This is a genomic window from Thiomicrorhabdus sp. ZW0627 (genome assembly GCF_029767005.1).
Lineage (GTDB): Bacteria > Pseudomonadota > Gammaproteobacteria > Thiomicrospirales > Thiomicrospiraceae > Thiomicrorhabdus.
Window position 1 is genome coordinate 1 of the sequence record NZ_JARUQR010000003.1, and the last position, 17,098, is coordinate 17,098.

Here is a 17,098-nt window from a genome sequence, read left to right on the forward strand (position 1 = left end):
GCCTTCGACTACTGTCGCGTCTCCGCTGATCGAGACCAGTGCATTCACGGGCGGGGTTGCTGTGACCGTAGTTTCTGCCAACGGCGTTAGTGGATCAAAACCTCTCGCTGGGATAGTCGGGTTAATACCTGTGCTGTCAAAACCACTGGTAACGTCACCTGTTGCACCTAATCGTTCTACAAGGTTCTCACCACCGGCATTGGCACTTGAACCAGCACCCGCTTCACCGGCTGCCGTTTCTTCCAAATTATCCAGATCAACATTGCCGTCTAGAATCGCCTGCTGAAGTGCTGCAACATCTACTGAATTTTCAGTTGATGCATCTGACGTCATTCCAACAACATCATCATCCAACAACATTTCAGTATCGCGACCTAAGGTCAGCAGTTCACCATTATTTAAATCAATCGTAATGCCACCTGAAACTGAAGTTAAAATGACTTCACCGGTAAAAATTTGATCTCCTGATGCAAGCAAACGGATTTCACCCGTATTCGGATTGATGGCTTGAACAACTCCCGTTACAGCACTAACCTTCCCAGCAACAACTGACATACGATTTCTCCAATCAAATATGGTAAATAATCAAAACTCACCCGATGGGGTGAATTAATTACATTGCAACCCATATTATTAGTGTGGGAAACGGATATCTATTGTCCTTACGTACAGTATTGTTATTTTTTTTAAAAAAAACCTAAAAACTAAGTAAAAATTCATATAAACAAGGGGTTATATAAATAAAAAAGGCGCTTAACCAAGCGCCTTTTAACTTTTATACCTAAGATATTTTGATTAAGAATCTTGTTGATAATCGATTTTCATATCGTCGATATCCGTTTCATCCAACGTTTCATCTTGGATATAAACGGTCGTAATGGTTCCGCCAGCATCCGATTCACCATTGGAATCAATTAGGATTTGGGTATCATCCACCTGACCATCGTTATCACTGTCAACAGCTGTAAATTCAAGATATTCACTCAAGGTGTTCGCAGCTACCTGTTCCGCTGTATCTTCAATTACATCGCTAACCTCCAGCGTATCGTTGGCAATGTCGTAGTTCTCGATCGTTGCCGTACTGCCAGGCTCTCCCATGTCAAAGACATCATGACTGTTATCGTCACCAACATAAGCAAAACTGGTTCCGTCTTCACCGCCATAGAGATTGACCGTAAAGATTCCGCTGTCGTAATCTCCATCCACATCCTCTACGGTATAACCTATCGGCATGGAAACATCTTCATCAACTGAAACCGTGGTAATGGCATCAAAGTCTAATTGATAAGAACCCTCGCTTGAACCAAATACAACTTTATCGATATAAACTGCATCCGGAATATCGGAAGAAAGTATCTCGAATGTAACCGCACCCGAGTCACTGCCATCGATAGTCAAGCCTTCCAGCTGAACATCATTGCCATCGGCATCTTTACCATAAATACTATAGGTTGCCGTTTCATCCGTATCAAATGCACTTAAGGTAACCAACATGCCTTGCACACCGGAAGCCACAAAGTCATAGGTGATTTCGTTGGAACCTGTACCTTCGGTGAAGGTACCGCTATCTTGTGAGAAATCGATAGTTAAAGTTTCTCCAGAATCGATAAAGGTATTACCAACCCCCATGGTGCTATTATTGGTGTTGACAGTATTCTTGCTACCAATACCGGTTGCTTCGGCAGTCGCAACTAAATTGCCATCCAGATCAAGCAATGCAAAGCCATAACTACCTCCGACAGAGGTATTACCTGCACTGACATTACCAAAATCGATGTTTTCAATCGTTTCACCAGCAATAAGATCCTGGAACTGCTTGAATACGAATTGAGGAGCGTCTTCTGTCCCTTCATTCAAGTCTACGGACAGCTCAAACACACGAGTAATATCCTCTCCCGAACCTATTTCACCGACAACCATTCCGTCAATCACGTAGACTGAAACCAATTCTCCACCCGAATACAGGTCAGGAACGTTGGTTAAATCCCAAGATAATGTGTTTGGACCTTCTTCGGACAATGTCACCGGCATCGCTGCCACAATCCAGTCATCTATCAGGTTATCGGTATGCAACGTAACGTTTTCCACATCAGGGATATCATTCACTGGTGTGACATTGATATTGACCGTCGCGGTTTCCGTTACTCCACCTGAGGTAACCGTGTAAGTGAAGCTGTCACTTCCGTAGTAGTCCGCATCAGGCGTATACGTGACCGTACCATTCGGGTTCAGTACCACAGTACCGTGCGTAGCATCCGTTGTTGAAGTCACTTCCGCTGCCACGTTCTCAAAGCTGTCGTTATTCAACACGTTAATGATTATTGGGGTGTCTTCGTCCACCTCAACGCTGTCACCAACAATATCCACAACTGGTGTCACGGTGAAGTTCACGTCTTGGCTGACGCTCAAGCCACCTTCGTCCGTCGCGGTGAAGGTAAGCACCTCACTACCATTCCAGTCGGCCACGGCCTGACTGATGGTGGCAATACCGTTAATAATCGAGACACCGATGTTGCTGTTGCCCGATACACTGTAGGTAAGGTTGCTGTCAGACGTCTCGATGTCGGCGAAGGCCGTATTCAGGTCAATCTGGTAGCTGACGAAGTCTTCCGGCAATACCTGATCCGCAATCTCTGACTCAATCGTTGGTGGATCGTTCACTGGGGTAACATCAATGTTAACCGTCGCGGTTTCCGTTACTCCACCTGAGGTAACCGTGTAAGTGAAGCTGTCACTTCCGTAGTAGTCCGCATCAGGCGTATACGTGACCGTACCATTCGGGTTCAGTACCACAGTACCGTGTGTAGCATCCGTTGTTGAAGTCACTTCCGCTGCCACGTTCTCAAAGCTGTCGTTGTTCAACATGTTGATGATGGTTGGGGTGTCTTCAACCACATCAACGCTGTCGCCGACAATGTCGACCACCGGTGATACAGTGAAGTTCACGTCTTGACTGACGCTCAAGCCACCTTCGTCCGTCGCGGTGAAGGTCAACGTCTCACTACCATTCCAGTCGGCCACAGCCTGACTGATCGTGGCAATGCCGTTCACAATCGATACGCCGATGTTGCTGTTGCCTACAACACTGTAGCTGAGGTTGCTGTCAGACGTCTCGATGTCGGCGAAGGCCGCATTCAAGTCGATCTGGTAGCTGACGAAGTCTTCTGGCAATACCTGATCTTCAATCTCTGATTCAATCGTTGGTGGATCGTTCACTGGCGTGACGTCGATATTGACCGTCGCGGTCTCGGTTACACCGCCTGAAGTCACGGTGTAGGTGAAGCTGTCACTTCCGTTGTAATTCGGATCTGGATCATAGGTGATCGTGCCGTTTTGATTGATGGTTATCGAACCGTGCGTTGGATCGGTTGTTGAGGTGATAACCGGCGTACCTTCAAAAGTATCGTTATCAAGTACATTGATAATGGTCGTGGTATCTTCAGCGACTTCGACACTATCATCGGCAATATCGACGATCGGCGCGACAGTTACACTCACTGTCGTGGTATCGGTACCACCATTGCCGTCCACCATCGTATAACTGAAGCTGTCATGACCGTTATAATCCGCAATCGGTGTATAGGTCACCGTTCCGTCCGGATTAATCACAACCACACCATTTTCAGGCTGAGTGACGCTTTGAACGCTCAAAGTATCGCCGTCTAAATCCGTATCGTTGGCAAGCACATCAATCACCTGGCTGGAATCTTCGTCCAACGTAGCGATATCGGCAACTGCGACCGGTTCATCGTTTTGCGGATTGATGGTCAAAGTTACCAATGCCGTATCGGTACCGCCATTACCGTCTTCCACCACATAGGTGAAGCTGTCGGTACCATTGTAGTTAGCGATAGGCGTATAAGTAACCGTGCCATCGGGATTGATCACAACCGAACCATTTTCCGGCTGGGTAACACTCTGAACACTCAAGGTATCACCATCCAAATCGGTGTCGTTGGAAAGTACATCGATGACTTTACTTGAATCCTCGTCCAAACTAGCCACGTCATCGACAGCAACCGGAGGATCGTTTTGAGGATTGACGGTGACGCTAACCAAGGCGGTGTCCGTTCCGCCGTTACCGTCTTCAATTGTGTAAGTGAAGCTATCCGAACCGTTATAGTCCTGGAACGGAGTGTAGGTCACCGTGCCATCCGGATTGATTACAACCGAACCATTTTCCGGCTGTGTCACAGCGACAACGGTTAAAGTATCGCCATCCAAATCCGTATCGTTGGCCAACACATCAATCACCTGACTGGCATCTTCGTTCAAGGCTGCGATATCGTCTGCGGCAACCGGTGGCTCATTGACTGCAACACCTTCAACAAAAGTTCTATCGGCCGTCGAAGTACTGATACCTGTGGTATCAAATCCGCTGGTTACCTCTCCAACTGAACCCAATCTTTCTACAAGGTTCTCACCCCCTGCATTGGCGCTTGAACTCGCGGCAATATCACCTGCTGCCGGTTCTTCCAGGTTTTCTAGGTCAACATTCCCTGCCAGAATCGCTTCTCGCAACGCTTCGGCATCCGCGACATCCGCCGGCGCGATGGAAGAACCTAATACGTCTTCATCCAGAACCATGTCCGTATCACGGCCAAGTGTTAACACTTCTCCGTTATTCAGATCAATCGTGGCTTGTCCATCCAATGAGGTTTGAATCACTTCATCCGCAAAAACCTCATCTCCTAATAGTAATATGCGGATCTCTCCTGTCTGTGGATTGATCGCTTGAACCGTTCCGCTTACCGCGGCGACTTTTCCTGCTTGAATAGACATGATACTTCTCCTTCCTTGCAAAAGACGTACCCAGAAAATTGAATACCCTTACAGTTATAGTACTCTTTTTGAGCGCATATACCATTACCCCGACGTACAACATAAAAAAATTCTATAAAACAAGAAGATAGTGCACTATAATAAAGCTAACCAATTCCCTTAAAAGAAACCAAGGTATTTAATTATGAGTACGTTAAATCCCGTTTTATCCTCGACATCTTTAAGCGCTCAAACGCAAGTCAGTTCTTCGGTTACCCAGGAGAACATGAAGATGAACGATCAGACAAAAGCGAGTGCAAGTGCCTCAGGAAACACAACGGTAACGCTTTCGGAACAAGCACTTAAAATGAGTCGGGAAGATCAAAAACTTTCGGCAACCCAAACAGTAAGGGAATCGGAGTCGACTGAGAACGAAACAATGGAAACCAAGCAAACGGATGCCGGCCTGACCTATGCCAACAGCCAGAACAGCCAAAGCAATCGCTCAACGGACTCTGATGAAGCGATGGAAGCCCCTTCAAGCCAGTCATAAAATGAATTTGTGAAACCGGATAAAATAAGTGGTTAAAAGGAAAAAACTGAACAGGCCTGTTCAAATCCCAAAACTCACCGGTTTCACAGGGTAAAAACCTTCCCATCAATAACGCTTAGCGCTTAATTATTAATTTTTTTTATTGCGCCATTAATAATTCATTATTCCTCAATATTTCTTCAATTATTACCGATTGATTCCCAAGCTTCGCAACGTTAAACTAATCTCAACTTAAATAAATTGTTTTATTCAAGTTGGACTTAAATCCCTTTTAAGTCATATTCGGGTTGTTCATTGTCAAATAACCCGAATAGCTCCTCAGACATTCAGCACGGTACGGCCAATACCGTGCTTTTTTTTTGTCTAAAAAAAGTATTAGAATAATTCCACCTTCACTTTGTCCGGTCTGAACTCACTACCCTTGGAGACAGCATGTCAGAACAAAAACAACGCACATACAAACACGGCCATGGCAGCGATGCTCAGCATAAGCAGGATCAAGCTCTATTCAGTGAACTTCTGGAAAAACACACCCAACTTAAACGCCACACCGTCAAATTGGAAAACGGTATTCGCAGTACCACAACCGCTTCCAATGCAGAACTGGGAAAAGTCATACAACAACACGTCGAAGGGATGGAAAAACGTTTCGGAATGGGTCGTGCAATCCGATCATGGGATCCACTGTTTGCAGCGCTGTTTGAGTACAAGGACCAGATCAAAATGGAATACCGTAACGTCGAAAACGGTGTTGAAGCGACCCTAACAAGTGACGATCCCAAGCTGGTCGAATTGATCCATGCGCACGATGAGACCCTTCACGGTTTCGTAGACCGAGGCTTCGAAGCCGGCGGTGAAGAGAGTCCTAAACCAAGTTGGCTGGATTGAACTCCCAGCTTGAATAAAATTGGGCCAATCCCCATACAAATGCTCAGAATTCATTCAAATACAGGAAATGACTATGATTATTATGTGCCCTAGCTGCGGCGGCCTTAACCGGGTAGCGGATGAAAAACTCAACAGCCAACCAACTTGCGGAAAATGTAAGAATCCACTGTTTTTGAATAAACCGATCGAAATGAACGGCCAACAATTCATGCGCGCCTACCAAAAAACAGATCAGCCACTGGTTGTCGATTTCTGGGCTCCCTGGTGCGGCCCGTGCAAAAGCTTTGCGCCTACTTTCAGTCAAGCAGCCGCCAATTTCGAGCCTAGAGCCCGTTTCGTGAAGATCAATACGGAAGCGGAACAACAGATCGGTGCCCAATTCGGCATCCGCTCGATTCCGACACTGGCAATCTTCAAAGGTGGTCAGGAAATTACACGCGTTTCCGGTGCGATGGATCTTGGCAACTTCAGTCGCTGGCTTGAACAATACCTCTAAACCGAACCTCAAGGAATTCAAATGGAACTGGGATCACAAGAACACAAACAAACGCTGGTCAACGGCATTCTGAAGGTCGCACTTAAAACGACTCTACTTGGCTTGATCATCGGGGTTCTGTTAATGGTGCCCAGTTTTATCCGACACAACCTGTTTTCAACAGGCCTGGCCTATGCGGGCAGCGCAGTGATTTTCGGGTCGTTGATTTGGTCCCTCTGGGTGGCCTGGCGCAAATACCAGAAAATCATCAAACCGTTTGACGAAACCTTCAACCAGCGCAGCTAATCAAACCGGTTAACCAACCGGTTTGCAGCTGGAACAATAAGATTTTAAGCCGCTTTTAATAGGGCGGTTACCTGATTAAGGGATATCTTTGGAAATAAAGGCAGCTGCTTGCTCCAATTTGTTACCGACTGCTGCAAGTCCTCCCATTCAGTTTCAGAACGGGAATGAACCCCGTCATAAAGCCAAACATTCAACTTACCGATCAGTAAATTCAACTCCTCACTGTCTCCAAACCGATTACGATACCAATCCGTAAACTGAGCCAATGACTGCACTGCCGTATTCATGCTTTCTCTAGTCTTAGAAGGACCTAGATACCAGGCCTGTTGAGATTGCCATTGCCACATGGCTTCACAAACCTGGCGGGCGTTTTCAGCCTTACCGAAGGCTCGACGCAGACGCCAGTTCAACCTCAATTGTTTGCCGAACCAAAGTAAAGTGAAAAAGATCAGTAGTAGCAATAGAAGACCCAACCACTGGACCGCCCATACGATCCAGGTAGGCACCGCCAAACCGGATTGCGGTTCAATCGTCTTGGTATGCAGCTTATGGTCATTCGGGTCGAAATAGCGTACCTGCAATTCCGGCAGGCTGAACAGTCCGGAAGCCAGAATCCGGTAGGGCACACTAACCGTCACTTCGCTGACCAGTCCCTTGTCCGTTAATTTCTGTGAGCCTTGTCGGCTTTCGGTCAGCCACTCAATCTTTGGATCGTGGCCGATTTGTGAAATCAATTGATAAGCGACATTGTTCAAAGTAGGCTGATTCATTCCCAAACCACGTAAATGCCAAACCCAATAGGCCAGGTCACCGGTTTGCTGTCCATATCCGATATTTGAAGCACTGAACTCGACCTTGCCTACCGCCTGAGTAATCGGTAAAAAACTTGGAAGCGGTGTCACTTCAAGATTGAAGGGTCGATCAAAGAAGAACCAACGTCGATTACTGGTATTCTTTACGACTACTGCCGGTGAATACATCTGCCAGCCGTCTTTCTTAGCGCTCGTAAATCCACCCTGAGAAGAATCCAGATAATAATTCGAGGCCAGCAGCACCGATTTACTCTCTTCACCTGCAACCGTTTCACGTAGAGGCTTATCCGTCACTTCAGATTGCCATCCGTCCGTTTTTCGTGCCTCAAAACTCACCAGATTGGCAGGATTATCCACCATCACTTTCGCACTCCAATTCACCTGCTGAGTCGGATACGCCTTTTCTCGCGGAGTCTTCCATTCAACCATAACGTGAGGATTCGGCTTCACCTCAATCTCGGTTTCAGGGATGTGAATCACACCCAATTTCTGGGCTTTGATTTTGAATTTTCCGGCGGTCAAAGGATACAAACGCAAGCGAATCAAACCGGATTCACCACTGATATCATAAATCGCAAAATCCTGCCTCAACGCAGCCATGTCCAATTTATGAAAATCCCTTTCAACCGTGGGGCCGGACATAGACAAGGTCACTCTTTCGCCCAGCATCAAACTGCTCGGATAGATGCGCACTTCAGGTTTTTCAGGCTGGGCAGAAACCGTGGTTGCAGCCATCATCAAACCAACGAAAAAGAGAACAGTACTGCGCAAGGTGTTGAGCCAAACCAAACGGATACCTACCATGGCTGAACCCCCGGAATTGGATGCGATTCTTCCTGAGCGGCCTGAAAACCTTCTTCACGTTCAAACAACTGTTTCAACAAAACCCCCTGCTCATCGTCGATCTGCTGCAATTGATTTTCAAAAACCTGAGCACGTTGCAAACGCTGCTGTTGCGCCAAGATCGCAGACCCGGTCGCCGTCTGGGCACGCTGGTCGGCATTCAGTTTCGCCGTGCCCGACTGGGCATCAAAACGGTAATCCGTCATCTCACCGCTCTGCGGCAAAATCACCTTGTCTTCTCCACTGGAACCCTCGATATCCTGAGCACCGAAACCGGCATTTTCGGACGACATACTCGGTTTCTGTCCCCCGTAAAACGCTCCTTCGGAATCTCTGCCCTTGCCACCGCCGTCACCTTCATCCGGCTCTCCGGTTTTACCCGCATCCTCGAACTTCTTGCGCTGTAGAGCCAAAGCCAAATTCTGCTGCGCCTTGGTGTAATCCGGACGATACAAGATCGCCTGACGATAAGCTTCGATGGTTTGCGGAAGCAGATTCGCAAGATAATAGCTGTTGCCAAGATTAAACAATGCTTTCGCTCTTGACGCATCATCCGGCGCACTCAAAGCCGCTTGTCTGAAATAAATCACCGCCGATTCCAGGTCACCCTCTTTATAGGCCGACGCACCGGCACCAAAGTAACCATCGTAACTTGTAATCCGATCATAAAGGGAAGTTGCCAATTCATACTGTTGCGCCTGAAACGCCTCATAAGCGCGTTGTTCGATGCTCTTTTGCGACGACTCCGCAGCCTGCGCTTGAGGAATTGAGGCAATCGTTGAAAAGATAACTGCCAAACCGACCATAAATACAGGCACGATACTCTTCACCACGGCCTTATTTTCATTTTCGATTGTGCCTCGCGCCAATGTCAAAGGATAGAACGCCAGCAATAATGCCAACACACCCAACACCATAAACGGCTGGGCAAAATCCTGCCAAACCTGCTCACTGCTTGGCAGACTACGGCTCTGTGCCGGCAAGGTCACTTCTTCCAACAAGCGGGACATAAACGCCTGATCAGACGAACCGTGCAAATAGACGCCGTTCAGGGTTTGTGCCCATTTTTTCAAAACCGCTTCTTCCAGACGGCTCTGCACCAACAGGCCATTCACATGCAAACGACCGCTCTTGTTCGTTTCATCCGGCAAACTACTCGGTGTCGGCTTACCGATTCCCACCCAAATGGTCTTAATATCGGTTTTACCGTTCTTGACGGACTGTGCCGCCGGCAAGTTCTGTATCGCTTCCGGTAACGTCTGCGGCTTCCAGAATGCCGGAGCGCCATTGCTCAGAACCACCATCACTTTGGCCTCACCGGCCGTCTGTTGAAGGTGGTTCAAGCCGAAAATTGTCGCCAACTCCAGCCAACTACCGCGTGTAGGCAACATGTCGGGCTCCAACAGATTCAACGAATGCTGGAACAGATCGCGATCAAAACTTAACGGACTGACCAGATGCGGCTGTCCGGCAAAACCCATCAGTGCCACACGGTCGTTGGGCTGTAGGCTTCTGACCAATGTTTCCACCAACGATTTCGCTTGCAGGAAGCGGTTAGGATAGACATCCTCAGCAGTCATAGAATGCGAAAGATCCATCATCACCAAAACATCCACACCGGCACGGCTGGTTTGATCGGGGCTTGGCTGTAGGCTTCTAGGGCCCGCCAATGCAATAATCAGGCACAACCATCCAATAGTTAGCAGTCTGCTCGGGGAAACCAGGCCTTTCAACTTACGATAACCGCCAATCAACCCCTTAATAACCGAATTAAAGCCAACAGGCCTGTTCAGATCAGATTGCATCGTCGCAGTATTTTTAACCGTCGGTTTCGCCTCCACCCACGGCCAAAGATGGGCGTCCGCATAACTTTGCTTTTGGGCTTTTACCCACCACCGTTTGAACAACCATAGAAGCAACGGCAACAATAGCGCCCACAACCATAAAGGTTCCCGCCATTGCAGACTGCCACTGAAAAGCGCCGACCAGAATGCCAACATCGTTTCCATCATCGACCTCCCCCGGTTGCCGTTTCAGTTACCGGTCTCGTCATCTGAGGAGAGAACACGATACTCAACAGCAGATAAACCAACAGGCTGGCAACACCGACAAGCAATGGCCATTGATACAAAGGAATTTTGCGGGGCGGACTCGGAGGCGCTAAAAAAGGTACGCCTTCGGTCTGATCAATCGTGTGAAGCACCTTCTGCAGATCGTCACCACTGCCGATCTGATAATACTGGCCGTTGGTTTCTGCGGCAATCCGTTTCAATGACTCCGATTCCAACGGCTGATAGATCAGTCCGGAATAAACACGCTGATCGGCTTCCTCGCCACTCGCACCCACACCGACGGTATAAATCGGCACATTCATCATTTGAGCGTAATTGATCGCTTCGTCGACGTCGATCCGGCTCCGATGAGCTTGGCCATCACTGATCAACACCACAACACGCTTCAAAGTATCTTCATCCCCTTTCTGCATGCCCTTTTCTGTCTGCTTCAACGCCAAACCCAATGCTTCACCCAAAGCCTCGTCGGTACGTCCGGCCAAATAAGGCTTCAAGCGTTTAAGATTCAATCTTGCGGCAGTTTGATCGGAACTCAGCGGCATCAACGTATAGGCCTGCTGGGCATAGATGGTCAAACCGAAACGGTTTCCGGCCAAGCCGCCAATAAACTGGTCAAGCACCGACTTCACCACATTCATACGGGTATCCGAATGGCCGTTTACCTGATAATCCGGCAGCAGGAAGGACGCCGAACTTTCGATTACGAACACAATATCACGCACCGTCTTTTCTTGAGGTAAAGGGTCGGAAGGCTGCATTTTCTGGGGCTGGGCCAATGCCACGGCCAGACTGACAATCACCAAACCGCGCAACAGTTGTAGAGCCAGCTTCAACCACGAAAACGCTGGTTTCGCTTTTGGCGAGATCTGACGGATACGGTTCTGTAAATGGATCAACGGGTGCCTGAAAACAAATTGGCGCTGCGCCTGCAACTGTTTCAAATCGTCTTCCGCCGACTGAATCGGTCCCAACGATACGAGTTGAAACAACCACAATAGCGGCCACAACAAAATCAGCCACAACCAAACCGGTGTGACAAAATTATCGACGTCCAGATAAAGCGAACCAAGCAACGAAATGATCAAAGATTCCATGCTAACGGCCCTCTTCCTGCATTTCGGACTGAGCAGGCCTGTTCAGTTTCAAAACCGAACGGTTTCGCAACAGGGTTTGCGCCTGCTGAACAAGCTCCTGGTAAGTTTCACGTGAAACATCCTGTTGCGAAAAGCCCAAATGGTTCAAGCGTTCCATAAACGCCGTCATTTCGTCAGCTTCGGCCTTAGATCGCGGCACCCGCTCCTGCAAACGTCTGGACCATCCATATAGCTGCCAAATCCGATCCTTAGCAACAGTTGATTCGCTGCCCATCAGTGTCGTCTTTTGCAGTTTCTGCAACTGCAATGACAGCTGAACCGGCGCATAAAAGCGTCGCCCCAACAGCAGCAACGCAACAATCAGCGCCAAAGCCAGCAGACTCCAGCCAAGCACGGAAATCCAGAACGCCCAATCTACACCCGGAGGCGTCGGCAGCTCAATATCCTGCAACGACAGGCCGTCAACAATCGTGTCGGACGTATTCACGCTTGATTCAGCCATTAACGCCCTCCATCTGCTCTGCCAGTTTGCTCAAAGGTTCATGTGCCAACAACGTCGTCACCACCGTACCGGATTGTTTCAATCGATTTTCCAGTGTCTGAAAATAACTTTCCGCCCAAACCCGATATTCTTCGGCCTGCTGGCGTCCCTGCAAACTGAACACTTCTGCTGTGGAAACCGACTGCAAACGCAGCCCTTCCCTACTTGGCAACTCTCGTTCCGCTACGTCTTCTATGAACACGGCTTTAACTCTCGCAAGTGCTTGCAATGCCGTCAGAATGGTCATGGTTTTCGAATCCACATCGTGAAAATCACTGATAATAATCACCCGCGAACCAGGCTGGATACGCTGAGTGACTTCCAATAGAACATCGTTAAGATTTGGTTCCTGCCTTTTCTGAGATTGAGGCGGGCAAGGCTGGGAAAAGATTTCCATTAAATGCTCGAAGGTACCACGGCCTTCGAAAGTCGGGGTCGCCTGCAAGTCTTCAGCGAGACGGGCACCCTCGACCGGAATTCCCGACTGCTGAGCCATCCAAAGATAATATCCGGCTGCACGCAAAGCCTGCTCGGCCTTGAGACGGGTTTTGGTGCCAAAACGCATACTTTGGCGCTGATCGACCAGAATGAACCAGTTCTCCTGACGCTCTTCCTGAAACAGTTTGGTGTAGGCCTGACCGGTACGCGCCATCAGGCGCCAGTTGATACGACGGATTTCATCGCCTAACTGATAAGGACGGCTCTCTTCATACTCCAGACCCGCACCCATAAAACGGCTGGTTTGCTCACCTTGCCGTAATGCCTCGCTCTGACGCGGGTTTCTGGACAGGCGAACCGCCATATGCGAAACCTCTTCCGCCAAGGCGTGAATCTGGTCGGCGGACAGCAACGGCTGCTGCACCCGCTTGCCGGCGTCGACAGACGACTCCAACTGCTTGAACAGACCCTGTAAGCCCACTTTGACTAAACGTATTACTGACATGTTTCCACGTAATCCAATCGTCAATCCGCCGCGATCAAGCGTCGGCTTCGGTTAAAGGCACTGGAACCAAATCGATGATTTTCTCGATGATCGAATCCGCCGTCCACTGCTGGGCACGCCCACTGAAGCTCACAATCAAACGGTGGCGTAATACATCCGGCAGTAACTTGATAACATCGTCCGGGGTAACGAATTCGCGATCCTGTAGCCAGGCGTAAGCACTGGCGGCATGCAACAAGGCGATCGATGCACGTGGCGACGCCCCCACATCCAACACGCCCGCCAATTCCGGATCCAATTCGCCCAGTTTTCGAGTGGCGTTGATCAACGCTACCATATACTTTTCGACCGGTTCGGACACAAATTGTTCCGCAATGGCGCGACGTGCATGTAAGACGTTTTCCGGAGTAAGGAAGGCACCCGGCTGTTCCTGGTCTTCACCAAAGTGATGAGCACGGTCACGTCGAAGGATTTCCAACTCTTCGGTTTCGTCCGGATAGTCCAACACGACATGCAGCATAAAACGGTCAAGCTGTGCTTCCGGCAACGGATAGGTACCGCTCTGTTCCAACGGGTTCTGGGTCGCCATGACCAAAAACATCTCCGGCAAAGGGCGCGTATGTCCTCCGGCGGTCACCTGCTTCTCGGCCATCGCTTCCAACAGAGCCGACTGTACTTTCGGCGGTGCGCGGTTGATTTCGTCAGCCAATACGATTTCATTGAAAATCGGTCCTTTGACGAAACTCAACTGCCCGGTGTTAACGTCCAAAACCTCGGAACCCATTACATCGCCCGGCATCAGATCCGGTGTGAACTGGATACGCTGAAAGCTAGCGTGAACGCCTTTTGACAATGCCTTAACGGCCGTGGTTTTCGCCAACCCCGGAGGTCCTTCCAACAGAATATGCCCGCCCGTCAACAAGCCTATGATCATCTTATCCAACAAGGCTTCCTGACCGACAATCACCTTTTGCAAATGTTGTTTCAGTGCGTGAAATTCTGTTTGTGTCGACATATTCAATTCCTATGCAATCCCTATCATTAGGTAATTTTTCTTAGTGCCGTATTATGGCATATTTCTTTTTAATTGTTTTCGCCCTAAATGGGGAAAAATTGCGTCAGAAGGCTTTTGCCCCACTCCGCCACTTAGCTCGTTGCCGTGCCTTGTACCACTCATGATTCAACACCAGCAGAATCGGGAAAGGCAACAGTAGCCACAAATTCTCAAGAGGCACCGTCGCGGTATTGAAGACCGTCTGCACCGCCGGCACATAAAGTACCGCCAAAATGAACAGCGCTTCCGCCGCCACCCCGAACCAAATCATCTTATTGATCGTCGTGACCTGCCAAATTCCGCCCTCCCAAGAGCGCAAAGTGAAAACGTTAGCCATCTGACAAGTAATCGCTCCCAACAGGGTCATTGTCATCGCCTGACGGTGGAATTCCGGATCGATCGATAAATCACCATAGTTCCAACCGTTGAGGAACAGGAATCCCAAAAAGGCGAACATCGCCGCCATTCCTTCAAACACGCCGTTCATGAAATAACCGCGTTTGAAAACCTCCCAGTCGAGAATCTTCTCCTTCCGGCTCATTGGCGGTCGTTGCATGATGTGCTTTTCGGGCTTCTCCGACCCCAACCCCAGACCCGGCAACTGATCCGAACCCAAATCAATCAAGAGAATCTGAATCACCGAAAGCGGCATCGGTATCTTCAAGAAAAACTGCAATACATAAGGCACGATTTCCGGCACGTTCGAACTGAGGATGTAGGTAGTCAGCTTCTTGATGTTGAAGTACACCGTACGCCCTTCCTCAACCGCCGCCACGATCGACTTAAAGTTATCGTCCAGCAGAATCATGTCGGCCGCCTCTTTGGCCACATCGGTTCCCGACCCCATCGCAATCCCGATATCCGCCTGCTTCAACGCCGGAGAGTCGTTAACACCATCTCCGGTCATCGCCACCACTTCACCATTGGCCTGCAACAGTCTGGCGATGCGCAGTTTCTGAGCTGACGCCATCCGTGCAAACAACAGGTGTTTATGCTTCAGCTTAGTTTTCAAAGCCGTATTCGACAGACTGTCCAGTTCCTGCCCGGTGATCGCTTCATCCACCCGCAAACCGATGTTTTCAGCAATCGCCTTGGCGGTCACCGGATTGTCCCCGGTGATCATCGTCACCTTGATGTGCGCCGAATAACATTCGGAAATCGCCTGCTTAATATCTTTTCTCGGCGGATCGATCATGCCGACCAAACCCAGAAAAGTCAGATCTTCTTCGCCGTCACCCGATTTCACCGCTACCGCCAGAACCCGGTACGCCTTTTCCGCCAGCATCCTGTTCCGGTTTTCGATGTCCTCCCTACGTTCATCGGTCAGCGTTTCAATGGATTCGGCCTGTATCTGGGAACACAAGGGCAACACACTTTCTAACGCCCCCTTGACGAATAGGAGGGATTCATCCCCCTGCTTCACCAGGGTCGACATCATCTTGCGCTCGGTGGAAAAGGCGTATTCCTTGACCTTTTCAAACCCGTCAAGATCGGTAATCTCTGCAACTTTTCGCGCGGCCACAAGCAAAGCCGCTTCGGTCGGATCCCCAGTCACCTTTCTTTCAACCGGATCGACCGAAGCGTGGGTGTTCACCGCCGCCACCGTCAAAAACTGCTGCAACCGTTGAGTGCTTTGCTCCGAGGCGCGTCTTTCGAAACGGCATTCGCCAGAACCGAAATAACCGCTACCAGTGATTCCGATTTCACTGCCGTCGGCCAAGTGAATCAGCTTGGCGGTGATCTCATTCTGGGTCAGGGTTCCGGTCTTATCGGTACAGATCACCGTTGCCGACCCCAATGTCTGAACCGAATTCAAATTCTTGATCAGTGCCTGGCGTTTCGCCATGCGCTGAGAGGCCAGCGACAACGATAAGGTGATTGTTGGCAACAAACCTTCCGGCACGTTCGCTACTATCAGCGACAAGGCAAAAATTGCTGAAATCAGCAGGCCTCGGTCCGAAAACCATCCGAGAAAAAAGAACACCAATCCCGCCGCCAGCGCCAACAGGGTCAGCACCGTGGTCATATGACGGATCTCTTTTTCGATCGGTGTCTGGATCGTGACCACTTCCGCCGTCATTCGGGCAATCTTACCGAATTCGGTCGCATCTCCCGTGGTCACCACCACCGCATAACCATTACCGTTGGTAATCGACGAGCCGGCGAACACCATGTTTTTTGCATCCAGCTCACGCTTGGCGTCCCCGGAATCCATCCGGCGTGCGGACGGCGTGGATTCACCGTTTAATACCGAAAGGTTCAAATAGACATCGTTGGCACTGAGAAGAATCGCGTCCGCAGCGACCTTATCCCCTTCTTCCAGCAACAGTATGTCTCCGGGAACGATCTCGCTGGCGTCCACCGTATGCACCTGACCTTCACGGATAACCTTGGCTTCGGACTTCACCAGTTTCAGCAAAGCTTCCATCGCTTTGTCGGCCTTGAACTTTTGCCAGAAGGTAAAGGTAGCGTTCAAGAAAACCGCACAGAATATTGCATAGGCCAAAATATCGTTGCCTTCACCGGGCTGAAAATGATCTGCGATCAGCGCCAGTACCGCCGCAACTTCCAACAGAATCGGGAAGAAGGAAATGTATTCCTTCAGATACTCGATCCGGTAATCCTTCTTAGCCTTCTGTTTGATCCGGTTCGGCCCAAAGGCTTCCAAACGCCGCATCACTTCCGCATGTGACAGCCCGGTCTCACTGGTTTTCAGTGATTTTAATACCGCTTCGGGCGTCTGTTGGAACAACACG

The 17,098-nt window shown here is 49.4% G+C and carries 13 protein-coding genes; 4 read left to right on the plus strand and 9 right to left on the minus strand.

All coding sequences use genetic code 11. The annotated features are described in order from the left end of the window. Together QCB45_RS07510 and QCB45_RS07515 are read right to left on the minus strand one after the other, a co-directional pair. Positions 1–555 (minus strand): retention module-containing protein (locus QCB45_RS07510; protein ID WP_279420277.1); only part of this gene is annotated, 555 nt, incomplete at its 3' end. 240 nt (positions 556–795) lie between these two features. Next, complete coding sequence (locus tag QCB45_RS07515; RefSeq protein ID WP_279420278.1) at positions 796–4,782, minus strand: retention module-containing protein; 3,987 nt, start codon at positions 4,780–4,782, stop codon at positions 796–798. 184 nt (positions 4,783–4,966) lie between these two features. On the opposite strand from QCB45_RS07515, the gene QCB45_RS07520 reads away from it, so the two are divergent. The 4 genes from QCB45_RS07520 to QCB45_RS07535 all read left to right on the plus strand — a co-directional run bounded on the left by QCB45_RS07520 (position 4,967) and on the right by QCB45_RS07535 (position 6,983). Further along, a complete protein-coding gene (locus tag QCB45_RS07520) occupies positions 4,967–5,314 on the plus strand; it encodes a hypothetical protein (protein WP_279420279.1) in 348 nt (115 codons plus the stop codon). Positions 5,315–5,746: 432 nt separating this feature from the next. Further along, positions 5,747–6,202: a hypothetical protein gene (locus QCB45_RS07525; RefSeq protein ID WP_279420280.1), complete on the plus strand. Its 456-nt coding sequence runs from the start codon at positions 5,747–5,749 to the stop codon at positions 6,200–6,202. Between the two features lie 73 nt (positions 6,203–6,275). Next, entirely contained in the window at positions 6,276–6,698 is a 423-nt protein-coding gene (gene trxC / locus QCB45_RS07530; protein ID WP_279420281.1) for a thioredoxin TrxC, read from the plus strand. A gap of 21 nt (positions 6,699–6,719) precedes the next feature. Next, entirely contained in the window at positions 6,720–6,983 is a 264-nt protein-coding gene (locus tag QCB45_RS07535) for a hypothetical protein (RefSeq protein WP_279420282.1), read from the plus strand. A gap of 44 nt (positions 6,984–7,027) precedes the next feature. Here QCB45_RS07535 and QCB45_RS07540 read toward each other — a convergent pair whose 3' ends face one another. The 7 genes from QCB45_RS07540 to QCB45_RS07570 all read right to left on the minus strand — a co-directional run bounded on the left by QCB45_RS07540 (position 7,028) and on the right by QCB45_RS07570 (position 17,097). Then, entirely contained in the window at positions 7,028–8,599 is a 1,572-nt protein-coding gene (locus tag QCB45_RS07540; protein ID WP_279420283.1) for a hypothetical protein, read from the minus strand. Continuing rightward, positions 8,593–10,650, minus strand: a complete 2,058-nt coding sequence (locus tag QCB45_RS07545; RefSeq protein ID WP_279420284.1) for a VWA domain-containing protein — start codon at positions 10,648–10,650, stop codon at positions 8,593–8,595. The genes QCB45_RS07540 and QCB45_RS07545 overlap by 7 nt, the downstream gene beginning before the upstream one ends. Next, a complete protein-coding gene (locus tag QCB45_RS07550; RefSeq protein ID WP_279420285.1) occupies positions 10,647–11,804 on the minus strand; it encodes a VWA domain-containing protein in 1,158 nt (385 codons plus the stop codon). Before QCB45_RS07550 ends, QCB45_RS07545 begins: the two co-directional genes overlap by 4 nt. A gap of 1 nt (position 11,805) precedes the next feature. Next, on the minus strand, positions 11,806–12,306 hold the full coding sequence (locus tag QCB45_RS07555) for a hypothetical protein (protein WP_279420286.1): 501 nt from the start codon (positions 12,304–12,306) through the stop codon (positions 11,806–11,808). Beyond that, entirely contained in the window at positions 12,299–13,288 is a 990-nt protein-coding gene (locus QCB45_RS07560; RefSeq protein ID WP_279420287.1) for a DUF58 domain-containing protein, read from the minus strand. Before QCB45_RS07560 ends, QCB45_RS07555 begins: the two co-directional genes overlap by 8 nt. Before the next feature lie 34 nt (positions 13,289–13,322). Continuing rightward, positions 13,323–14,303, minus strand: coding sequence for a MoxR family ATPase (locus QCB45_RS07565; protein ID WP_279420288.1), 981 nt, complete (start codon positions 14,301–14,303; stop codon positions 13,323–13,325). Positions 14,304–14,406: 103 nt separating this feature from the next. Further along, positions 14,407–17,097, minus strand: coding sequence for a cation-transporting P-type ATPase (locus QCB45_RS07570; protein WP_279420289.1), 2,691 nt, complete (start codon positions 17,095–17,097; stop codon positions 14,407–14,409). Position 17,098 lies beyond the last annotated feature (1 nt).

Bases quoted from the DNA above. Each gene is read 5' to 3' on its own strand.
- QCB45_RS07515 (WP_279420278.1), bottom strand. From the start codon at position 4,782: ATGTCTATTCAAGCAGGAAAAGTCGCCGCGGTAAGCGGAACGGTTCAA.
- QCB45_RS07520 (WP_279420279.1), top strand. From the start codon at position 4,967: ATGAGTACGTTAAATCCCGTTTTATCCTCGACATCTTTAAGCGCTCAA.
- QCB45_RS07525 (WP_279420280.1), top strand. From the start codon at position 5,747: ATGTCAGAACAAAAACAACGCACATACAAACACGGCCATGGCAGCGAT.
- trxC (WP_279420281.1), top strand. From the start codon at position 6,276: ATGATTATTATGTGCCCTAGCTGCGGCGGCCTTAACCGGGTAGCGGAT.
- QCB45_RS07535 (WP_279420282.1), top strand. From the start codon at position 6,720: ATGGAACTGGGATCACAAGAACACAAACAAACGCTGGTCAACGGCATT.
- QCB45_RS07540 (WP_279420283.1), bottom strand. From the start codon at position 8,599: ATGGTAGGTATCCGTTTGGTTTGGCTCAACACCTTGCGCAGTACTGTT.
- QCB45_RS07545 (WP_279420284.1), bottom strand. From the start codon at position 10,650: ATGATGGAAACGATGTTGGCATTCTGGTCGGCGCTTTTCAGTGGCAGT.
- QCB45_RS07550 (WP_279420285.1), bottom strand. From the start codon at position 11,804: ATGGAATCTTTGATCATTTCGTTGCTTGGTTCGCTTTATCTGGACGTC.
- QCB45_RS07555 (WP_279420286.1), bottom strand. From the start codon at position 12,306: ATGGCTGAATCAAGCGTGAATACGTCCGACACGATTGTTGACGGCCTG.
- QCB45_RS07560 (WP_279420287.1), bottom strand. From the start codon at position 13,288: ATGTCAGTAATACGTTTAGTCAAAGTGGGCTTACAGGGTCTGTTCAAG.
- QCB45_RS07565 (WP_279420288.1), bottom strand. From the start codon at position 14,303: ATGTCGACACAAACAGAATTTCACGCACTGAAACAACATTTGCAAAAG.